Origin of the sequence: Streptomyces peucetius (assembly GCF_025854275.1) — a bacterium.
GTDB classification, from domain to species: domain Bacteria; phylum Actinomycetota; class Actinomycetes; order Streptomycetales; family Streptomycetaceae; genus Streptomyces; species Streptomyces peucetius_A.
On record NZ_CP107567.1, the window covers coordinates 2833473 to 2849244 of the forward strand.

16 protein-coding genes are annotated in these 15772 nt (G+C 69.9%); 9 read left to right on the forward strand and 7 right to left on the reverse strand.

Features of this window, described 5'->3' with window-relative positions:
* The first annotated feature begins 36 nt into the window (after nucleotides 1–36).
* A complete protein-coding gene (locus OGH68_RS12940; RefSeq protein ID WP_264243613.1) occupies nucleotides 37–1128 on the forward strand; it encodes a Gfo/Idh/MocA family oxidoreductase in 1092 nt (363 codons plus the stop codon).
* Nucleotides 1125–1616 (forward strand): heme-degrading domain-containing protein, encoded by a 492-nt coding sequence (locus tag OGH68_RS12945; protein WP_264243615.1) that lies wholly within the window; start codon nucleotides 1125–1127, stop codon nucleotides 1614–1616. Before OGH68_RS12940 ends, OGH68_RS12945 begins: the two co-directional genes overlap by 4 nt.
* Nucleotides 1617–1907: 291 nt before the next feature.
* Here OGH68_RS12945 and OGH68_RS12950 read toward each other — a convergent pair whose 3' ends face one another.
* The gene (locus OGH68_RS12950; protein WP_264243618.1) at nucleotides 1908–2768 is read right to left on the reverse strand and encodes a fumarylacetoacetate hydrolase family protein; all 861 of its coding nucleotides are present in this window, start codon (nucleotides 2766–2768) and stop codon (nucleotides 1908–1910) included.
* Between the two features lie 191 nt (nucleotides 2769–2959).
* Here OGH68_RS12950 and OGH68_RS12955 point away from each other — a divergent pair, with 191 nt between their 5' ends.
* On the forward strand, nucleotides 2960–3295 hold the full coding sequence (locus OGH68_RS12955; protein WP_264243619.1) for a YnfA family protein: 336 nt from the start codon (nucleotides 2960–2962) through the stop codon (nucleotides 3293–3295).
* A gap of 42 nt (nucleotides 3296–3337) precedes the next feature.
* Here the strand turns inward: OGH68_RS12955 and OGH68_RS12960 are convergent, their stop codons facing one another.
* The gene (locus OGH68_RS12960; protein ID WP_264243620.1) at nucleotides 3338–4069 is read right to left on the reverse strand and encodes a YidC/Oxa1 family membrane protein insertase; all 732 of its coding nucleotides are present in this window, start codon (nucleotides 4067–4069) and stop codon (nucleotides 3338–3340) included.
* A 92-nt stretch (nucleotides 4070–4161) separates the two neighbouring features.
* On the reverse strand, nucleotides 4162–4488 hold the full coding sequence (locus OGH68_RS12965) for a DUF6412 domain-containing protein (RefSeq protein ID WP_264243622.1): 327 nt from the start codon (nucleotides 4486–4488) through the stop codon (nucleotides 4162–4164).
* Between the two features lie 292 nt (nucleotides 4489–4780).
* On the opposite strand from OGH68_RS12965, the gene OGH68_RS12970 reads away from it, so the two are divergent.
* Complete coding sequence (locus tag OGH68_RS12970) at nucleotides 4781–5923, forward strand: sugar ABC transporter substrate-binding protein (protein ID WP_264243624.1); 1143 nt, start codon at nucleotides 4781–4783, stop codon at nucleotides 5921–5923.
* Between the two features lie 39 nt (nucleotides 5924–5962).
* Here the strand turns inward: OGH68_RS12970 and OGH68_RS12975 are convergent, their stop codons facing one another.
* Complete coding sequence (locus tag OGH68_RS12975; protein ID WP_264243626.1) at nucleotides 5963–6745, reverse strand: class E sortase; 783 nt, start codon at nucleotides 6743–6745, stop codon at nucleotides 5963–5965.
* A gap of 149 nt (nucleotides 6746–6894) precedes the next feature.
* Here OGH68_RS12975 and OGH68_RS12980 point away from each other — a divergent pair, with 149 nt between their 5' ends.
* The 4 genes from OGH68_RS12980 (at nucleotide 6895) to OGH68_RS12995 (ending at nucleotide 11129) form a co-directional block, all read left to right on the forward strand.
* Nucleotides 6895–7905, forward strand: coding sequence for an SEC-C domain-containing protein (locus OGH68_RS12980; RefSeq protein WP_264243627.1), 1011 nt, complete (start codon nucleotides 6895–6897; stop codon nucleotides 7903–7905).
* Nucleotides 7906–8072: 167 nt separating this feature from the next.
* Nucleotides 8073–8468, forward strand: a complete 396-nt coding sequence (locus tag OGH68_RS12985; protein WP_264250057.1) for a very short patch repair endonuclease — start codon at nucleotides 8073–8075, stop codon at nucleotides 8466–8468.
* A 43-nt stretch (nucleotides 8469–8511) separates the two neighbouring features.
* Complete coding sequence (locus OGH68_RS12990) at nucleotides 8512–9498, forward strand: DNA cytosine methyltransferase (protein ID WP_264243629.1); 987 nt, start codon at nucleotides 8512–8514, stop codon at nucleotides 9496–9498.
* A gap of 47 nt (nucleotides 9499–9545) precedes the next feature.
* On the forward strand, nucleotides 9546–11129 hold the full coding sequence (locus tag OGH68_RS12995; protein ID WP_264243630.1) for a DNA cytosine methyltransferase: 1584 nt from the start codon (nucleotides 9546–9548) through the stop codon (nucleotides 11127–11129).
* A 9-nt stretch (nucleotides 11130–11138) separates the two neighbouring features.
* Here the strand turns inward: OGH68_RS12995 and OGH68_RS13000 are convergent, their stop codons facing one another.
* From OGH68_RS13000 to OGH68_RS13010, 3 genes are read right to left on the reverse strand one after another with little or no spacing between them, the layout of a single operon-like run.
* On the reverse strand, nucleotides 11139–12017 hold the full coding sequence (locus tag OGH68_RS13000) for a DUF6339 family protein (RefSeq protein WP_264243633.1): 879 nt from the start codon (nucleotides 12015–12017) through the stop codon (nucleotides 11139–11141).
* A complete protein-coding gene (locus OGH68_RS13005) occupies nucleotides 12014–13009 on the reverse strand; it encodes a hypothetical protein (RefSeq protein WP_264243634.1) in 996 nt (331 codons plus the stop codon). Before OGH68_RS13005 ends, OGH68_RS13000 begins: the two co-directional genes overlap by 4 nt.
* Before the next feature lie 3 nt (nucleotides 13010–13012).
* Nucleotides 13013–15151: a helix-turn-helix transcriptional regulator gene (locus OGH68_RS13010; RefSeq protein WP_264243636.1), complete on the reverse strand. Its 2139-nt coding sequence runs from the start codon at nucleotides 15149–15151 to the stop codon at nucleotides 13013–13015.
* 431 nt (nucleotides 15152–15582) lie between these two features.
* On the opposite strand from OGH68_RS13010, the gene OGH68_RS13015 reads away from it, so the two are divergent.
* Nucleotides 15583–15747, forward strand: coding sequence for a hypothetical protein (locus OGH68_RS13015; RefSeq protein ID WP_264243637.1), 165 nt, complete (start codon nucleotides 15583–15585; stop codon nucleotides 15745–15747).
* The last annotated feature ends 25 nt before the right edge of the window (nucleotides 15748–15772 follow it).

Genomic DNA, 15772 nt, shown 5'->3' on the forward strand with positions numbered 1-15772 from the left:
CTTGCACTTTCGCAACACCGTTGCTTAAGTGGTGGTATGACTGGTACCGGCTCTCCCCTCCGCGTCGCCCTCGTCGGATACGGCCTGGCGGGCTCCGTCTTCCACGCCCCGCTGATCGCCGCCACCGACGGTCTCGTCCTCGACACGGTCGTCACCTCGAGCCCCGAGCGGCAGGAGCAGGCGCGCGCCGAGTTCCCCGACGTCCGCATCGCGGCGTCCCCCGACCGTCTGTGGGCCCGCGCGAACGAGCTCGACCTGGTCGTCGTCGCCTCGCCGAACAAGACGCACGTCCCGCTCGCCCGCGCCGCGCTCGAGGCGGGTCTCGCGGTCGTCGTCGACAAGCCGATCGCCGGCACCGCGGCGGAGGCGCGCGCGCTCGCCGCTCTCGCCGCCGAACGCTCGCTCGTGCTCTCCGTCTTCCAGAACCGCCGCTGGGACAACGACTTCCTCACCCTGCGGAAGCTGATCGCGTCCGGCGACCTCGGTGACGTGCAGCGCTTCGAGTCCCGCTTCGAACGCTGGCGCCCGCGCCTCAAGGGCGGCTGGCGCGAGTCCGGCGACCCGGCGGAGATCGGCGGCCTGCTGTACGACCTGGGGAGCCATGTCGTCGACCAGGCACTGACCCTCTTCGGCCCGGCGGCTCGCGTGTACGCCGAGTCGGACGTACGCCGCCCCGGCGCGCAGGCCGACGACGACACGTTCATCGCGATCACCCACACCGGCGGTGTCCGCTCGCATCTGTACGTCAGCGCCACGACCGCACAGCTCGGCCCGCGTTTCCGGGTTCTGGGCTCCACGGGCGGGTACGTGAAGTACGGCCTGGACCCGCAGGAGGACGCGCTGCGCGCCGGCCGCCGCCCGCAGGACGGCGAGCCGTGGGGCGTGGAGCCGGAGTCCATGTGGGGCCGGGCAGGTGCGGGAGAGTCACCGCTGACCGGCGGAGGCGTTCCCGTGGAGACCGTGCCGGGCGACTACCCCGCGTACTACGCGGCGGTCGCCGCTGCGGTGCGCGAGAAGACCGCCCCGCCGGTCACCGCGGAGGAGGCGGCCGCGGCACTGGACGTGCTGGAGGCCGCCCGCCGCTCCGCCCGCGAAGGGATCACCGTCACCGTGGAGGTCACCGCATGAACACCATGGACACGATGAAGCCGGTCCCCCACTTGAGTGTCGACGAGATAGTCGAGCAGGAGCGACGGCTCACACTGCGCCGGTTCACGCACTCCGACGCATGGGCGCTCGGCAGCATGCTGGTGGAGATGGCGCATCTGCGGGAGGCGCCGGTGGCTATCGACATCCGCCGCGGCGCCCAGCAGCTGTTCCACGCCGCGCTGCCCGGCTCCAGCGCCGACAACGACGCGTGGATCGACCGCAAGCGCCGGGTCGTCGAGCGGTACGGCGAGAGTTCCTACCTGGTCGGGGCGCGCCACCGCGCCAAGGGCACCACGTTCGAGGAGTCCTCCCGCCTGGACCCGGACCGGTACGCGGCCCACGGCGGCTCGTTCCCCATCACGGTCGCCGGAGCGGGCGTGGTCGGCTCGGTCACGGTCTCGGGCCTGCCGCAGGCCGAGGACCACGCGATGGTGGTCGAGGCACTGGAACGCTTCATCGCCACGTGAGCCGACGCGGGGCGACGGGGGGGCGCTGCGGCGTTCGCGGGGCCGTGCGGCAGCGGGCGTGAGCCGGTTCGGGCGCGCCGCGGCTGCCGGGCGCGCCGCGGCTGTCGGGTCCGTGCGGTACGGCGCGCGGGCTCGCCGCCGTCGCCGTACCGCACGCCCCCGTGCTTGCCCGGTCCGGCCCGGGCGGCGCCCCGGGCCGGGACGGCCGGGAGCGGTCACGCGGCAAAGCCGGGCGGCGCACTCGGGCGGGGGCGCCCCCGGACCGGACACGACTCCCCGCGCCCTCGCGCGCTACGCGTCCTTGAGCTCCTGGCGCTGGCGGCCGAGCCCGTCGACCTCCAGCTCGACCACGTCACCGGCGCGCAGGAACGGCTTCGGCTCGGGCTGCCCCATGGCGACACCCGCCGGCGTACCGGTGTTGATGACATCGCCCGGGTGGAGGGTCATGAACCGGCTGACGTAACGGACGACGTCGGCGACAGGGAAGATCTGGTCGGCGGTCGTGCCGTCCTGCTTCAACTCGCCGTTGACCCAGAGCCGCAGCCCGAGGGCCTGCGGGTCCGGTACCTCGTCGGCGGTCACGAGCCACGGCCCCAGCGGGTTGAACGTCTCGCAGTTCTTGCCCTTGTCCCAGGTGCCGCCGCGCTCGATCTGGAACTCGCGCTCCGAGACGTCGTGGGCGACCGCGTACCCGGCGACGTACGAGAGCGGGTCCTCGTCCGCCTCGATGTAGCGCGCCGTGCGTCCGACGACCACCGCGAGCTCGACCTCCCAGTCGGTCTTGCGGCTGCCGCGCGGCACGAGCACGGTGTCGTCAGGCCCGACCACGGTGTCGGCGGCCTTGAGGAAGACGACGGGCTCGGCCGGGGGCTCCGCGCCGGTCTCCGCGGCGTGGTCGTGGTAGTTCAGCCCGATGCACACGACCTTTCCGATCCGGCCGACCGGCGGCCCGACACGGAGTCCGGTCGCGTCCAGCACGGGCAGTTCACCTGCGTCGGCCGCGGCCCTGATCCGGCCGAGGGCGGCGGCATCCGCGAGCAGTGCTCCGTCGATGTCCGTGACGAGGCCGGACAGGTCGCGCAGCGTCGTCCCGTCCTGGTCGAGCAGTGCGGGGCGTTCGGCGCCTGCCGTTCCGACACGCAGCAGCTTCATGGTCTTCTCTCCTCTGGTCGAGTGCGAGCCCGGCCCGACCCGACAGGTGCGGCCATCGGAGATCGGAGGATTGGCTGATCCTCCGAGGTGACCGACCACTCTGCAAGACCCTGTTCACAACCTGGACCTTTACGGGCCGGTAGCCGACGCCCTCCGGAGCGCTCGGCCGGCGCCCGCGTAAGGTCCCTGCCATGTCCGTCGCACGCTCCGTCGCCCTCTTCCTGGTCGCCGCACTCTTCGAGATCGGCGGCGCATGGCTGGTCTGGCAGGGACTGCGCGAGCACCGCGGCTGGGTGTGGATCGGCGCGGGCGTGATCGCGCTCGGGCTGTACGGCGTGGTCGCCACGTTCCAGAGCGACGCGAACTTCGGGCGGGTCCTCGCCGCGTACGGCGGCGTCTTCGTCGCCGGGTCGATCGTCTGGGGCGTGGTCGCCGACGGCTACCGGCCGGACCGTTACGACATCGCCGGCGCGCTGATCTGCCTCGCCGGAATGGCAGTGATCATGTACGCGCCCCGCGGCCACTGAAACACCGCCGACGACGGATCCGGCCCGAACCCGACGCGGCGTTCACATCTGTGCCACCGACGGCGCCGGCGCGTCCCGGTAGAGGAAGACCCGCTCGGCCGCGGCCCAGGTCGTGGAGGTCACGACGTACAGCGCGGCGGCCAGCGGCACGACGGCGACGGTGGCGAGCGTGAGGAACGACATCAGCGGCATCACCTTCGTCATCGCCCCCATGCCCGGCAGTTGCTCGCCGGCCGCCGGCGCGTCGGCCATCTGCCGCTTGGTGCGTACGTAGTTGAACGTCGCCACGGCGGCGACGATGACGAAGAGGGCCAGGTAGACGAGTCCCGCGCCGCCCAGCACCCCGCCGTGCGCGAGGGCGTCGGTCCAGCGGTCGCCGAGGGGCGCGTCGAGAAGGGAGTGACCGAGGAGCCCGTTGGGCTCGCCGCCGATCTCGGCGTTGGAGAAAAGGTGGTACATCAGGAAGAACGCGGGCACTTGCAGCAGGCTCGGCAGACAGCCGGCCAGCGGCGACACCTCCTCCTTGGCGTAGAGCTCCAGCGTCGCCTTCCGCAGCCGCTCCGGGTTCTTGGCGTGCTTGGTGCGCAGGGCGGCGAGCTGCGGCGCGAGGCGGGTCCGGGCCTTCTGGCCACGGGCGGCGGCGCGGGAGAGGGGATGCACCGCGAGCCGCACGAGCGCGGTGAAGGCGACGATCGCGGCGGCGGTGGCGGACGCGGCGAACAGCGGCCGGAGCAGATCGGCGAGTTGCTCGACCAGGGTGGCGAAAACGGACATGGGTGAGCCCTCCGGGGGTCTCGTCGTGCCGGGAGAAGAAGACATGACGGCATGACGACCCACGAGGGGCTGCTCGTAAGAGGGCGGTGCGCCTACGGGGCCGTCAGGAAGGGACGGCCGGGCGCTCGGGGCCGCCTGCGGCCCCGGGCATCGGGGTCGCGCTGCGGCAGGAAGGCGGTGCGTTTCTCACGGTCGCGCAGAGCCGTTCGGACGCGGGTGCGGGGAACGGCGGGCGCGCAGCGGGCGCTGATGACGGCGCAGACGACGAGCGCGGACCCGGCGGCGGCCGTGGCGGTCGCGGCGGTCGCGGCGAGCGCGACGGCGGCGGTGAGGCTGCTGCCGTCGACGAGGAGGATCTCGAGCAGAAGGAAGAACAGCAGCGCCGCGGGCCGGAGCAGCCGTGCCGTACGACCGGCCATGCGCCCCTCCCCCGTCTCCCTCGTCGGCGACCTGCACATCGAGTCCGTCGGACACCGAGTATACGAGCGGCCCCCGCCCGGGGGTTTCCGGCTTCCGTACCGGCGCCCCCGGGATGCGGACGCCTCGCCTCCGATTGGCCCTCGATCTCGACTGTTTGAACGCTTGATTACGGAGAATCACGTTGCGATCACGTTAGCCGTCCGCCTCTTGACGCCTTCGTCCCCGCAGAGTTGGCTTTCGGCCACCTTGGCTGTAAATGATGCAGCCTGTCAGGGAGGTTCGATTCAACCAATGAACGCATTTCTGCGTCGTACGGCCGTCGCAGCCGCGGCCACCGTCGTGCTCATACCGCTGTCCGGTTGCGGGTCCGAGGCGGAGCCGGGTGTCAGGCTGAGCGACGACATCGTCGTCGGGCTGCTCCTGCCGGAGAACCAGGCCGCTCGCTACGAGCAGTTCGACAAACCGGTCATCGAGGAACGCATAGCCCGGCTCACCAACAGCAAGGGCAAGGTCGTCTACGCCAACGCCAAGCACGACGCCGATCTGCAGACGCAGCAGCTGGAATCCATGATCGAGGACGGCGTCGACGTACTGATCGTGGACGCGGTGGACTCGAAGGCCATCGCCGGCGCGATCGAGGAGGCCGACGAGGCCGCCATCCCCGTCGTCGCCTTCGACCGCCTCGCCGAGGGCCCGATCGACGGTTACGTCTCCTTCGACAATGAACAGGTCGGCCACATCCAGGGCAAGGCCCTGCTGGAGGCCCTCAAGTCCGAGGGCGGCTCGGACTCCGGGGCCGGTTCCGGTTCGGACTCCGGTTCGGGCTCCGCGCCCGGCAAGATCGTGATGATGAACGGCGCCCTGACCGATCCGAACGCCGCCATGTTCAAGAAGGGCGCCCACACCGAGCTCGACGGCAAGGTCGAGATCGGCCTCGAGTACGACACCGAGGACTGGAAGCCGGAGAACGCCAAGGCCAACATGGAGGCCGCGATCGCCTCCCTCGGCAAGGACGCCATCGCCGGCGTCTACTCCGCCAACGACGGCATGGCGGGCGGCATCATCGATGCCCTCAAGTCCGCAGGCGTCACCGACCTCCCGCCCGTCACCGGCCAGGACGCCGAACTGGCCGCGGTGCAGCGCATCGTCGCCGGTGAACAGTACATGACCGTCTACAAGCAGTACGCCCCGGAGGCGGCGGCCGCCGCCGAGATGGCCATCCTGCTGGCGAGGCACATGTCGCTCGGGGCGGCCGCGCACACGGACATCGACACCCCGACCGAGGAGTCCGTCCCGACCGTGCGCATCCCGGTCATCGCGCTGACGAAGGAGAACATCAAGGAGACCGTCGTCAAGGACGGCGTCTACACGGTGGACCAGATCTGTGTCCCCGAGGTCCGCAAGGCGTGCGAGGACATCGGGCTCACGTCGTAGCCCCGGGCGGCGGCGCGGCTACGCCCGTACCGGGCGCGCTCAGCGTGGCCGTACCGCGGCCAGCAGCGCCCACACCACCAGCCGGTACCGGGAGCTGAACTCGGGCGTGCACGTCGTCATCGTCAGGTAGTGGCCCGCCGCGTCGTATCCGGCGGCGGGCCGCACCGAGCTGCGTGGGACGGGGTCGATCACACCCGTGTCACCGGGCAGGGTCCGCGCGAGCGTCCTGTCGACGGCGTACACGTACACCCCCTGGCGCGTCTCCACCTCCACGGTGTCACCGGGGCGGAGGCGGTTGATGTGACGGAACGGTTCGCCGTGGGTGTTGCGGTGCCCGGCGACGGCGAAGTTCCCGGCCCGGCCGGGCTGCGCGGTGTCCGGGTAGTGCCCGACGTACCCCTTGTCGAGGACGCCTCGCTTGCCGATCCCCTCGGCGACAGGGGCGACGACGTCGAGGCGGGGAATGCGGAGGACGGCGTACGCCTGGTCCCAACGGGGCTCGTCCGGCGGCTCGCGCTCCGGCGCGGGGTCCGGGTCCGGGTCCGCGTCGGCGTCCGGGTCCGGGTCCGGCGCGGGGGTGGTCTCCCGTACGCCCGCCCTTTCCGATGGCCCTCGCTCCCACTGCTGCTCCAGGGCATGCACCTGCCGCTCCGCGCCCTCCCTGGCCTGCCGGTTGGTCCACCACAGCTGGTGGACGACGAGGAGCAGCACGACGACGCCGAGCGTGACGGCGACCTCCGCCGCCGTCCACAGTCCGCGCGCGAGCCACACGCGCCCGCGCGCCCGGGCCCGCACCCGCTGCCGCTCCCACCGCCTCCGCACGCGCGCAGGGTAGAGCCGCCGTTCTCAACTCACCAGCGTCACGACCCGCTCCGCACCGTGCGGCAGCATCGGCCGGACACCCGCCAGGGCCGGCACCAGGACCGGGTCGGCCTGCCGGCCGTCCCCCGTACGGCAGTACGGTGTGCTGCATGCGCCCCGACACGCCTGCTGACCACATCGCCGAAGCCGAGCGCCTGCTGCGTACCGCCGAGCAGTATCCGGAGGACGCCGAACCGCTGCTCCTCCAGGCCGCAGCCCACCTGGAACTCGCCGGCGAACGCGGCCGAGCCTCCACCCTCTACGACCGCCTCCTGGCGTCCGAGCAGCCCGAGCAGCCGCAGCTCGTCAAAGCGCTGCAGGCCGCCAACCTCTGGGAGTACGGCCACGAGGCCGAGGCCCGCGCCCTGATCAACGGCATCCGCACCGCCGCGCCGGCACAGGCCGCGCCGTGGGAGATCATCGCGGAGACGCTGGAGAACCACGACGAGCTCGAGGCGTCCCACGACTGCTTCTCCACGGCGCTGTCGATCCTCCACACCCAGAGCGACGAGGACGTCCCGTACGCCACCCGGTCCCTCCTCTCGGGCCGCCACCGCGTCCGCCGCCTGCTGGGCCTGCCCCACGACGACTGGGACTCCACGGCCGACCGGGTCCACGCCGCCCACACCCCGGACGTCACCCTCGACGAACTCCACGACCCGAACCGCCTGTGGGCGCTCGGCTCCGACAACCCGGCCGAGCTGAAGGCCGAGATCGCCCGTCTCCGCTCCGAACTGGGCTCCTACCGCTCGGCCCTGTCCCGCCCCTTCCCGGTCGCGGTCCTCCACTGGCCGGATGCGGAATTCACGGAGCTGCTCGAGGCGTACCCCCGGCTCACCTCCGAGTACCCGACCCACGCGGCGCACCTGGCGGACATCGAGGCCTCGCTGCGCGACCTGTCGGCGACGGGCACGGAGAACCTGGGCATCGTGACGGCGACGGTCCCCTCCTACGAGGCCTTCGCCGCCTCCGAGCAGTCCTCCCCCGCGAACACGGACCTCCTCCCCCAGTACGCCACCACCCTCGCGGCCCGCGGCCGCGCGGCAGCCTGGCCCCCGGCGAAGGGCGCGCCGTGCTGGTGCGGGTCGGGGACGGCGTACCGGGAGTGCCACGGGGCGTAGGGCTGAGCCCCGGGGCCGGCCTCATGCCACCGAGCGGCCGCAGCGCGCACCTCCGCAGCTGCGCACCGCACGCCGGGCACCGGATCGGACACACGACGCCGCCGGTGCGCCGGCACAATGCACACGTGCCCGATGCCATCCCGTCCTCCGCCGCAGTCTCCGCCCGCATGAGCCGCCAGGGCTCACGCGACACGGCTCAGGAGCTGGCGGTTCGCAGGCTGCTGCACGCCTCCGGCCTGCGCTACCGCGTGAACGTCCCGGTGCCCGGCATGCCCCGCCGAACGATCGACATCGTCTTCCCCAGGGTCAAGATCGCGATCTTCCTGGACGGCTGCTTCTGGCATGGCTGCCCCCAGCACGCGACCCACCCCAAGGCCAATGCGGAGTGGTGGCGGACCAAGCTCGACAAGAACACGGCACGGGACATCGAGACGACCGGCCACCTCACGGAGGCAGGCTGGACGGTCCTTCGGTTCTGGGAGCACGTACCGGCGGAAGAGGTCGCGGCGACGGTACATGCGGCTGTGGACCGGGAGAAGCGGGACCGGGACCGGCAGAAGTAGAGGGCCCGAGCGCCAGGCCCGAGGAAGATTTCAGGGGGAGCGGATGACTGATCGACTCGGGTTCGTGGACGTCTGTTCCGGGGCGGGCGGGTTGGCATCGGGGCTGGAGAGTGCGGGCTTCTCGCCCATGCTCCTGCTCGACAACAAACGCCAGGCATGCGACACCCTGCTGGCCAACCGACCGCAGTGGAACGTGGTCTGTGAGGACCTTCTCGATTTCCTCCCGGACGAGTACCCGGAGGCCCTGGACGTCGACCTCCTGTCGGCCGGCCTGCCGCGAGTGAAAGCCTCGGCCGCAGTGGGGCGTGCGGACAGTGACCAGGAACTGCGACTTCTCACTGCCACGATCTGTCTGGTCCACTCGATCCAGCCACGGGCCCTGTTGCTGGAGAACCTGCCCGCCCTCGCCGAATCGCCTGCGTATGTCGACATACGCAGTTTCGTCGAGGCCGAACTGGCCCATCTCGGCTACGGATTCTGCTGGTTCGTACTGAACGCGGCGGACTTCGGTGTTCCGCAGGAGCGCAGGCAGGGCATTCTCGTGGCTCTCAAGAAACAGTGGTTCCACGCCTTCGCCCCGCCCGAGCCGACGGCGGCCGAGCATGTCCCGGTCGGCCGGGCCCTGCGCCGGTCGATGGGGTCCCGGGGCTGGCGCGACGCCGACGTGTGGGCAGCCCAGGCGTTGGCCGTGGCGCCCACTCTGGTCGGAGGCTCCGACAACCGCGGCGGTGCGGATCTCGGCCCGTCCGGCACCAAGCGGGCCTGGGCGCGAATGGGGGTGAACGCAGGCGCGTTGGCCGACGAGGTGCCGGGGGCGGAGTATGTATGGCCGCACGCGGACGACCCGTCACAGATGCTGAAGATCACTGTGGACCAGGCTGCCCTCCTGCAGTCGTTCCCCCCGGAGTGGCGCATAACGGGACGGAAGACGGCTCGGTACCGGCAGATCGGTCATGCCACTCCACCGCCGGTGGGCAGGGCGCTCGGGGCCGCCATCGCGACGGCTCTGCGCTCCTCCGTCCGCCCATAGGCAAGACGTGCCGCACGCACTCGCAGCGCCGGCTAAACTTCTCGCCCATGAGCCACATCAAAGAGGAAGACGCCCGACCTGCGGGTTTCCGCATCCTGGACCTGTTCGCAGGCCCGGGCGGGCTGGATGTGGCGGCGGACGTCCTGGGGCACCGGGTCACCGGCATCGAATGGGACAAAGGAGCCTGTGCCACGCGCAGCGCGGCGGGCATGGACACGTTCCATGGTGATGTGCGGCAGTACCGCGCAGCCTTTTTCCCGCACGCCCAGGTTCTGACCGGCGGTCCCCCCTGCCAGACCTTCACCGTGGCTGGACACGGGGCAGGGCGCAGGGCGCTGGACGAGGTGGTCCAGTACATCAGGCGCTTGCACCACGCCGTGCGTCCCCAGAGCAACCAGGACTGGAATCAGATCTTCCGAACCTGGCGAAAGATCTCCGAGGAACTCAGGCTGAGGGAACTCGAGGCCAGGGAGGTCAAAGCCGAGAAGCGCACGCTCGAGGACCGCAGAGCCGTAAAGCGCAAGGCCATGAAGAGCAGGCTGGAGGAGCTCGGTAACTCCCAGGACGAGATCAAGAGCTTCCTGAAGAAACTGAAGGCTCCGCAGAGCCTCGAGTTCCGAGACAGCGAACTCAAGGACACGCTGGAGGAGTTCAGCGGCCTCAACGACCAGCTCGACAAGCTGAGGGACAGGCTCGAGGAGTTGGGGGACGAGCGGACAGGCTTGGTCCTGCAACCTCTGTGGTGGGTGATCGAGAGGAGCAGGCGCCCCGGCTCGGAACCCTACGAAGCCGTCATCCTGGAACAGGTACCCGCCGTGATGCCGGTGTGGAGGGAGTACATCAAGGTGCTCGCCTCCCTCGGGTATCACACAGGGACGCAGTTGATGCACACAGAGGCCTTCGGCGTTCCCCAGACCCGACGGCGTGCGGTGCTCATGGCCCGCCTCGACAGGACCGCCCACCTGAACCGTGTCGAGCTTCGCCCCGGCGACTTCCCTGAGGTGCCCGAAAGGCACCAGCGCTACCAGCCGGGGTCACGTCCCGCACCGCGATCGAAGGCAGGGAACGCAGCCGACACTCTCCCCTTGGAGACCTCGGGGGAGAGCGCCGATGAGCCTACGAAGGACCCGTGGGTCTCCATGGAGAGGTCCCTGGGAAGCGCAAGGAAGATCGCGGAGAGGCTGGAGCCGGAGCTGGAGCTGCCCGCTCGTCCGGCCTTCACCGTCATCTCGAACTACGGGACCGGTGGCGATCCCGAGGCGCGCGGCCGACGCGACCACGACGCGCCTTCCGCCACGATCACCGGAAAAGTGTCACGAAACCGCTTGGTCCGGAAGGGCACCGACGAGAACCTCGACCGCTTCAGCTTTGCCGAGGCTGGTGTGCTGCAGACGTTTCCCGTCGCCTACCCCTGGGACGGTAACGACGTGTCGCAGCAGATCGGCAACGCCGTGCCGCCCAGGCTCGCCCTGCACGTGCTGCGGCACGTACTGGGGCCCGAGTTGAGCGGCAAGGAGGCCAAGGCTCGATTGGAGCAGGATGCCGAGAAGCTGGAGAGGTGGAAGCCCGGCCCGCCGGTGCAACCCGGTGGCCACCGCGAGCTGAAGGGCCACCCGCTCACGGGCAGGTGACCCTCCGCCTCAGCCCTGGGGCTTCCGTCCCCTGACCGGGGCCGTCTCAAAGAGGTCGGCGAAGTAGTCGGTGAGTGCAACCACCGACTTCTCCGCTACCGGATCCTCGTCGGGCCCGTCCGGCAGGGAGTGCCGCGGCACCGGGGGCGCGGACGCGGCCTCCGCGATCCACTGGCGCAGCACCTCGGGGTCGCGCGGCTCGTCTTCGGCCAGCGCGTCGTAGATCAGGGTCGCACCGGCGGCGTTGATCGCCGTCATCAGACCCTCTATGTCCCGCCCAGTGCCGGCGACCCCACGTTCCAGGATGCGTACGAGGGCCTGGGCAGTCGGGCGGTGGTCAATCAGATCCCGACGGAGGGCGTTGTGAATCAGGTCCTGATTGGCGCAGGCCACCTCGACTGGGGAGTAGTCCTTGCCGTTGCGGAACATTTCCGCCGCCCACCACAGGCGCGAGAAGCACTGCCGGTCCGGCGCACCCTTGAACCGCTCCACGTTGATACGCGGCTCACTCCGACCCTGCGCGGGCGCCGGAGGATGCCGCCAAGCCACGTAGTCCGGAGCTACGGCCATCGCGAAATGGTTCCAGAGCCTGCGGTCCGCGGCCTCCCGCCGGGTGAGGCGCAGGGCCGCATGCAGTCGGGGCGCGAGCCAGCCGTCGGCCCGGGTCCGGTTGTCCTGGAACTCGTGCATCGCGTCCTCCACGAGTTCCCTGAGAGGTTCGACCTCCCACCGGGGATCTTCCTCCGGCATCGGTTCGACGACCTTGGCGAGATCGACGCCTCCGTGGCCTCGGGTCCCCTTGAGCAGGTCCTCCGTGAGGAAGGGGTCGGCCGCCGTCGCGGACAGCAGGCCGAGCCGCTGGGGAAGATGGTGCGGCTTCTCGATCATGCTCTGTCCCCTCGGTTCATCTGCTGCAGTGCTCGCAGGGAGTTGGCGAGCGCCTTGCTCGCCCCGGCGCGACGTACGGCCGCGTAGTGAATACGGGTCTGGAGCTCCACCCACCCCGCGTCGCCGGTGCGCCGGCGGTGGACCTGGCGGAGCGCCTCCTCCACATGGACGCCCGGCACCACGTCGGGAAGCATCTCCCGCAGCACCTCGCCCTGCCAGTCGGTGGGGAAGACCGGCGAGCCGTCGGGTTCGACCTCCAGGTCGCCCACGGAGCTGTGGAACACCGCGGTCCACACGTCGGTGGCCATCTGGGAGACGAGCATCTCGTGGATTTTGCTCTCGATGCCTCCGCTCTCGCCGCCGAGAAGGTCGGAGAACCCCTCGATGTCGGTATTGACCAGTACCGTGGGCAGCCGCCCGGAGGCATCCACGATCCAGGGCACGTCCGCGTAGGTGTGCAACCACTCGCGTGCACTCTTGGAGAAGCTCGTCTGCTTCACGTCGAGGCGAAGACCACCGAGCGGCTCCTCGGCGGACACATCGACGGTCCAGTCCTCGTCGCTCTCGGCGATCGCCCGGCCGCGCACGTCGCCGACCGTGGCGACGGCATGTGCGGCAAGCGCCGCGCGACCCACGTGATCGTCGCGGAAGACCTCGATGTCACCGGACCACTCCTTGCTTTCCGGGGCGTCCTGGCGGAGATCCACGGCGGTGCGCACATTGGTCTCACCGTCGGTGAGCACGGCCAGGACACGCAGTTGGCTCCACGGGGCGTCAGAAGCGTTGGCGCCGGGCGGCAGAGTGGCGGACAGACCGACCCTGGCCGACACCCAGCTCTCGTGCTGCGCCACGCCCAGGGCCACGGTCCGCTGCTGAATGGAGTAGGCCGACGTGTCCAGGTGGTCCCGAGAGCCGTCGGGCAACCTGAGAGAGACGGAGGTCACCCGAAGCGTGATCGGGCGGTTGAGCCGCTTGTACGGGTAGAACTTCATGCCTCACTCCCCCTTGCCGGCACGGAGTTCGAGAACGAGCCGCGTGAGCGTGGTACGGACCGGATGACTGGCGATGTCCGTGGCGCCCCGGAAGATGGCTCGCCGAGAACCGGGCATGAAGCGGAGTAGACCGTCCTCGACGACACATCCGTCCTCGGCGACGAGCTCGGCCCAGTCGAGTCGGGGGCGACCTCCCGATCGCACGTCGAGCAGTACCACCGGTGTCATGGTGGGCAGTTCGTCGGCGCGCGGCAGCTTCACCTCAGCGGTGATCCGCCACTCTCCGTTCGCGCCGATCTCCGCGTCGAGTCCGTCCAGTTCCGGCAGAGCCTGCCCGGAACCACGCCTGGGCACAGTCTTTCGTGGGACGGTGAGTGCCTTCCGCAACTTGGCGCCGCCCTCTCCGCCGGAACGCTTCGGCCGGGCGACCAACTCCTTCACAGCGGCGTTGACCTCCGTGGTGAGCCGGGCGATGCGCTGGTGCGCGGTGTGCGACCAGCGAAGGGTCAATTCCTCGGTCTGGCCCCAGCGGTCGTGCTCGGGGGGCTCGGCCGCACGCAGAAACTCCTCGGCCTCCTCGGCGAAGGGAGCAGAGTCTCCAGCCGCGTGTCCCGCGAGCAGCACGGCCTGGAAAGCGTTGACGCCCAGCGGCAGCCCGGCAACACCGGACTTCTTGATGGTCATCCGATTACCGCGAAGCGAATGGACCTGGTTCGAGATGCCGTCCGCGTCCTCGGCATCCGTGACCAGCAGCACCGCCGGGTGAATGCCGAGCGTGCCGCGGCGCCCGCCGGAGAGGGGCAGCCGGAGCGGGACCGTGCGAAGGGCGACCTGACCGGCCTCGGTGAGCCGGTCCACGGTCGTCCCTTCATAGAGGGCGCGCAACGCTCGGGTTCGAGAGGGCTGGGCCGCGCTCGGGTCGACCTTCTCCTCCTCGATGACGACCTCGTTGTTGCGCAGCGTGCGGACCGTTGTCTCCAGGAGGGGCAGTCGGCTGCCACCGCCTGTCATCGCCGCCCAGAAGTCTCGTCCCAGCGCCGCCTTCAGCCGTCGGTGCATGGCTCGGATGTCGTGGGTCCCGTCTTCTCCATCTCCTTCGTCGTCGACATCGACGTCGAGCGTGCCCTGATCGAGACTCGCCACGTCGTGTGCGCCGACGATGAGGAAGGACGTGCCCGGCTCGTCACTGTCACGAGTGAGGTGGAGGCGCTCGACCGTCTCCTCGTCGGCCCACCAGGAACGAGCCACTTCAGCACCCGGGGTGTCCGGGTCGGGGCGTCCGAGCCAGGCGGGACCCGCGTACGGGCGGCCGTCGACGGAACGCCACGGCAGCTCAAGACGTCCGATGACACGGCGTTCTGTCCGTCCCTCGTGAGGGACGGACAGCGTGGAGTTGATCAGGACCATGCCGAGTGCGCTGGTCGCCCAGAGCGTCGCTTTGCCGAGACCGTAGGAACCCCCCGCGTCTCGACCCGACTTGAGGCTCTCCAGCTGGCGGCGCACGACGGCTGCGAACTTGCCGTCGTCGTAGTCGTCACCGGTGAGTCCGGAGGCGTTGTAGTCGTCGATCCGCAGGAGTACCAGTCGGCCCTTCTCGAACATGTCGCGCACGCCGGCGTCGACGACCCGTCCGACCTTCTGCTGGGACGCCGACTCCGAGACCGCGAGGTAGTGAGGTTGTAGTTCGTCCCAGAGGATGGCCTTGCGGAAGGCGTCCAAGGACTCGCCGGTGAGCTCGTGGAGGGTGTACCGCACGCGGACCGGGCGACCGTTGTGCGTCAACCGCTCATCGAGGCTGTTCTGGCAGGTCTCACGAGCGAGCACCTGCACGTCCGCGTCGAAGGCGAAGGCGGCCGCGTTTCCGCCGTCGCGCCCACCGTCGCGGTAACCGGGCCGGTGGTACCAGGTGACAGGGAGGCCGACCTGAGTGTCGGTGGTTCTGGTGTGCACCGTGCCCACGTCGGTGCCGAGCGCCTTGGCGATCTCCTGCATGACCGTGGGACGGGGCACCGAGCGTCCCGTGATCCACGCGGAGACCGCGGCGCGGGTCAGCTTCAGTTCCTCGGCAAGTTCCGCCTGCGTCCTTCCGGTGAGCCTAAGTTGACGGGCCAGCCAGGGCCCGAACTCCTCGCCTGCATCCACGTGCAACCTGCGCTTCCCGAGCTTCGCGAGTCTCTTGCGTGCCTGACAGGCACAGGCTAATTTGACGGATCGGTAACCGTCAACTGACAGTTAACAAGGGTCGATCCCCCTCGACGGCATCATCACCTCACACACTTCGTCCGGTTTAACCGGCATGCCCCTTGCGCCCGATTCACAACTGGAGCCCTGAGCTCCGCTCGCCGGATGGGGGAAAAATTTCCCAACTACCCGGACGGACAAGGGGGTTGCAGGATCCACGGACTGCCTACTAACCTCGATAGTGACGGACTCCACGTCTCGCTCGGCCCATTCCGAAAGGAACACCGGGCGACCGGGGGTGAGCTGTATCCAAAAGCGACCTTCCCTCGGTTTTCGCCCATCGAACGGAGAATGCGATAGAAGAGAGCTGGAGCAATCACGACCTGAAGTCGATGCGTGAGTTGAACGCCGACTTCCTGAATCAGCAGGTGGCCGCGACTGCCGCCTCGCAGGGCGATGTCCCCCACGGACACGGGACCACCGTCGAGGACTCCCTCGACGAAGGTCCGCCCTCTGCACGTGAACCGAACCACGGTGCCGTCACCTCGGCACGGTGAACCACCCGCTCCACTCTCCCCCCAC

Bases quoted from the DNA above. Each gene is read 5' to 3' on its own strand.
- OGH68_RS12940 (WP_264243613.1), top strand. From the start codon at position 37: ATGACTGGTACCGGCTCTCCCCTCCGCGTCGCCCTCGTCGGATACGGC.
- OGH68_RS12945 (WP_264243615.1), top strand. From the start codon at position 1,125: ATGAACACCATGGACACGATGAAGCCGGTCCCCCACTTGAGTGTCGAC.
- OGH68_RS12950 (WP_264243618.1), bottom strand. From the start codon at position 2,768: ATGAAGCTGCTGCGTGTCGGAACGGCAGGCGCCGAACGCCCCGCACTG.
- OGH68_RS12955 (WP_264243619.1), top strand. From the start codon at position 2,960: ATGTCCGTCGCACGCTCCGTCGCCCTCTTCCTGGTCGCCGCACTCTTC.
- OGH68_RS12960 (WP_264243620.1), bottom strand. From the start codon at position 4,069: ATGTCCGTTTTCGCCACCCTGGTCGAGCAACTCGCCGATCTGCTCCGG.
- OGH68_RS12965 (WP_264243622.1), bottom strand. From the start codon at position 4,488: ATGGCCGGTCGTACGGCACGGCTGCTCCGGCCCGCGGCGCTGCTGTTC.
- OGH68_RS12970 (WP_264243624.1), top strand. From the start codon at position 4,781: ATGAACGCATTTCTGCGTCGTACGGCCGTCGCAGCCGCGGCCACCGTC.
- OGH68_RS12980 (WP_264243627.1), top strand. From the start codon at position 6,895: ATGCGCCCCGACACGCCTGCTGACCACATCGCCGAAGCCGAGCGCCTG.
- OGH68_RS12985 (WP_264250057.1), top strand. From the start codon at position 8,073: ATGAGCCGCCAGGGCTCACGCGACACGGCTCAGGAGCTGGCGGTTCGC.
- OGH68_RS12990 (WP_264243629.1), top strand. From the start codon at position 8,512: ATGACTGATCGACTCGGGTTCGTGGACGTCTGTTCCGGGGCGGGCGGG.
- OGH68_RS12995 (WP_264243630.1), top strand. From the start codon at position 9,546: ATGAGCCACATCAAAGAGGAAGACGCCCGACCTGCGGGTTTCCGCATC.
- OGH68_RS13000 (WP_264243633.1), bottom strand. From the start codon at position 12,017: ATGATCGAGAAGCCGCACCATCTTCCCCAGCGGCTCGGCCTGCTGTCC.
- OGH68_RS13005 (WP_264243634.1), bottom strand. From the start codon at position 13,009: ATGAAGTTCTACCCGTACAAGCGGCTCAACCGCCCGATCACGCTTCGG.
- OGH68_RS13015 (WP_264243637.1), top strand. From the start codon at position 15,583: ATGCGTGAGTTGAACGCCGACTTCCTGAATCAGCAGGTGGCCGCGACT.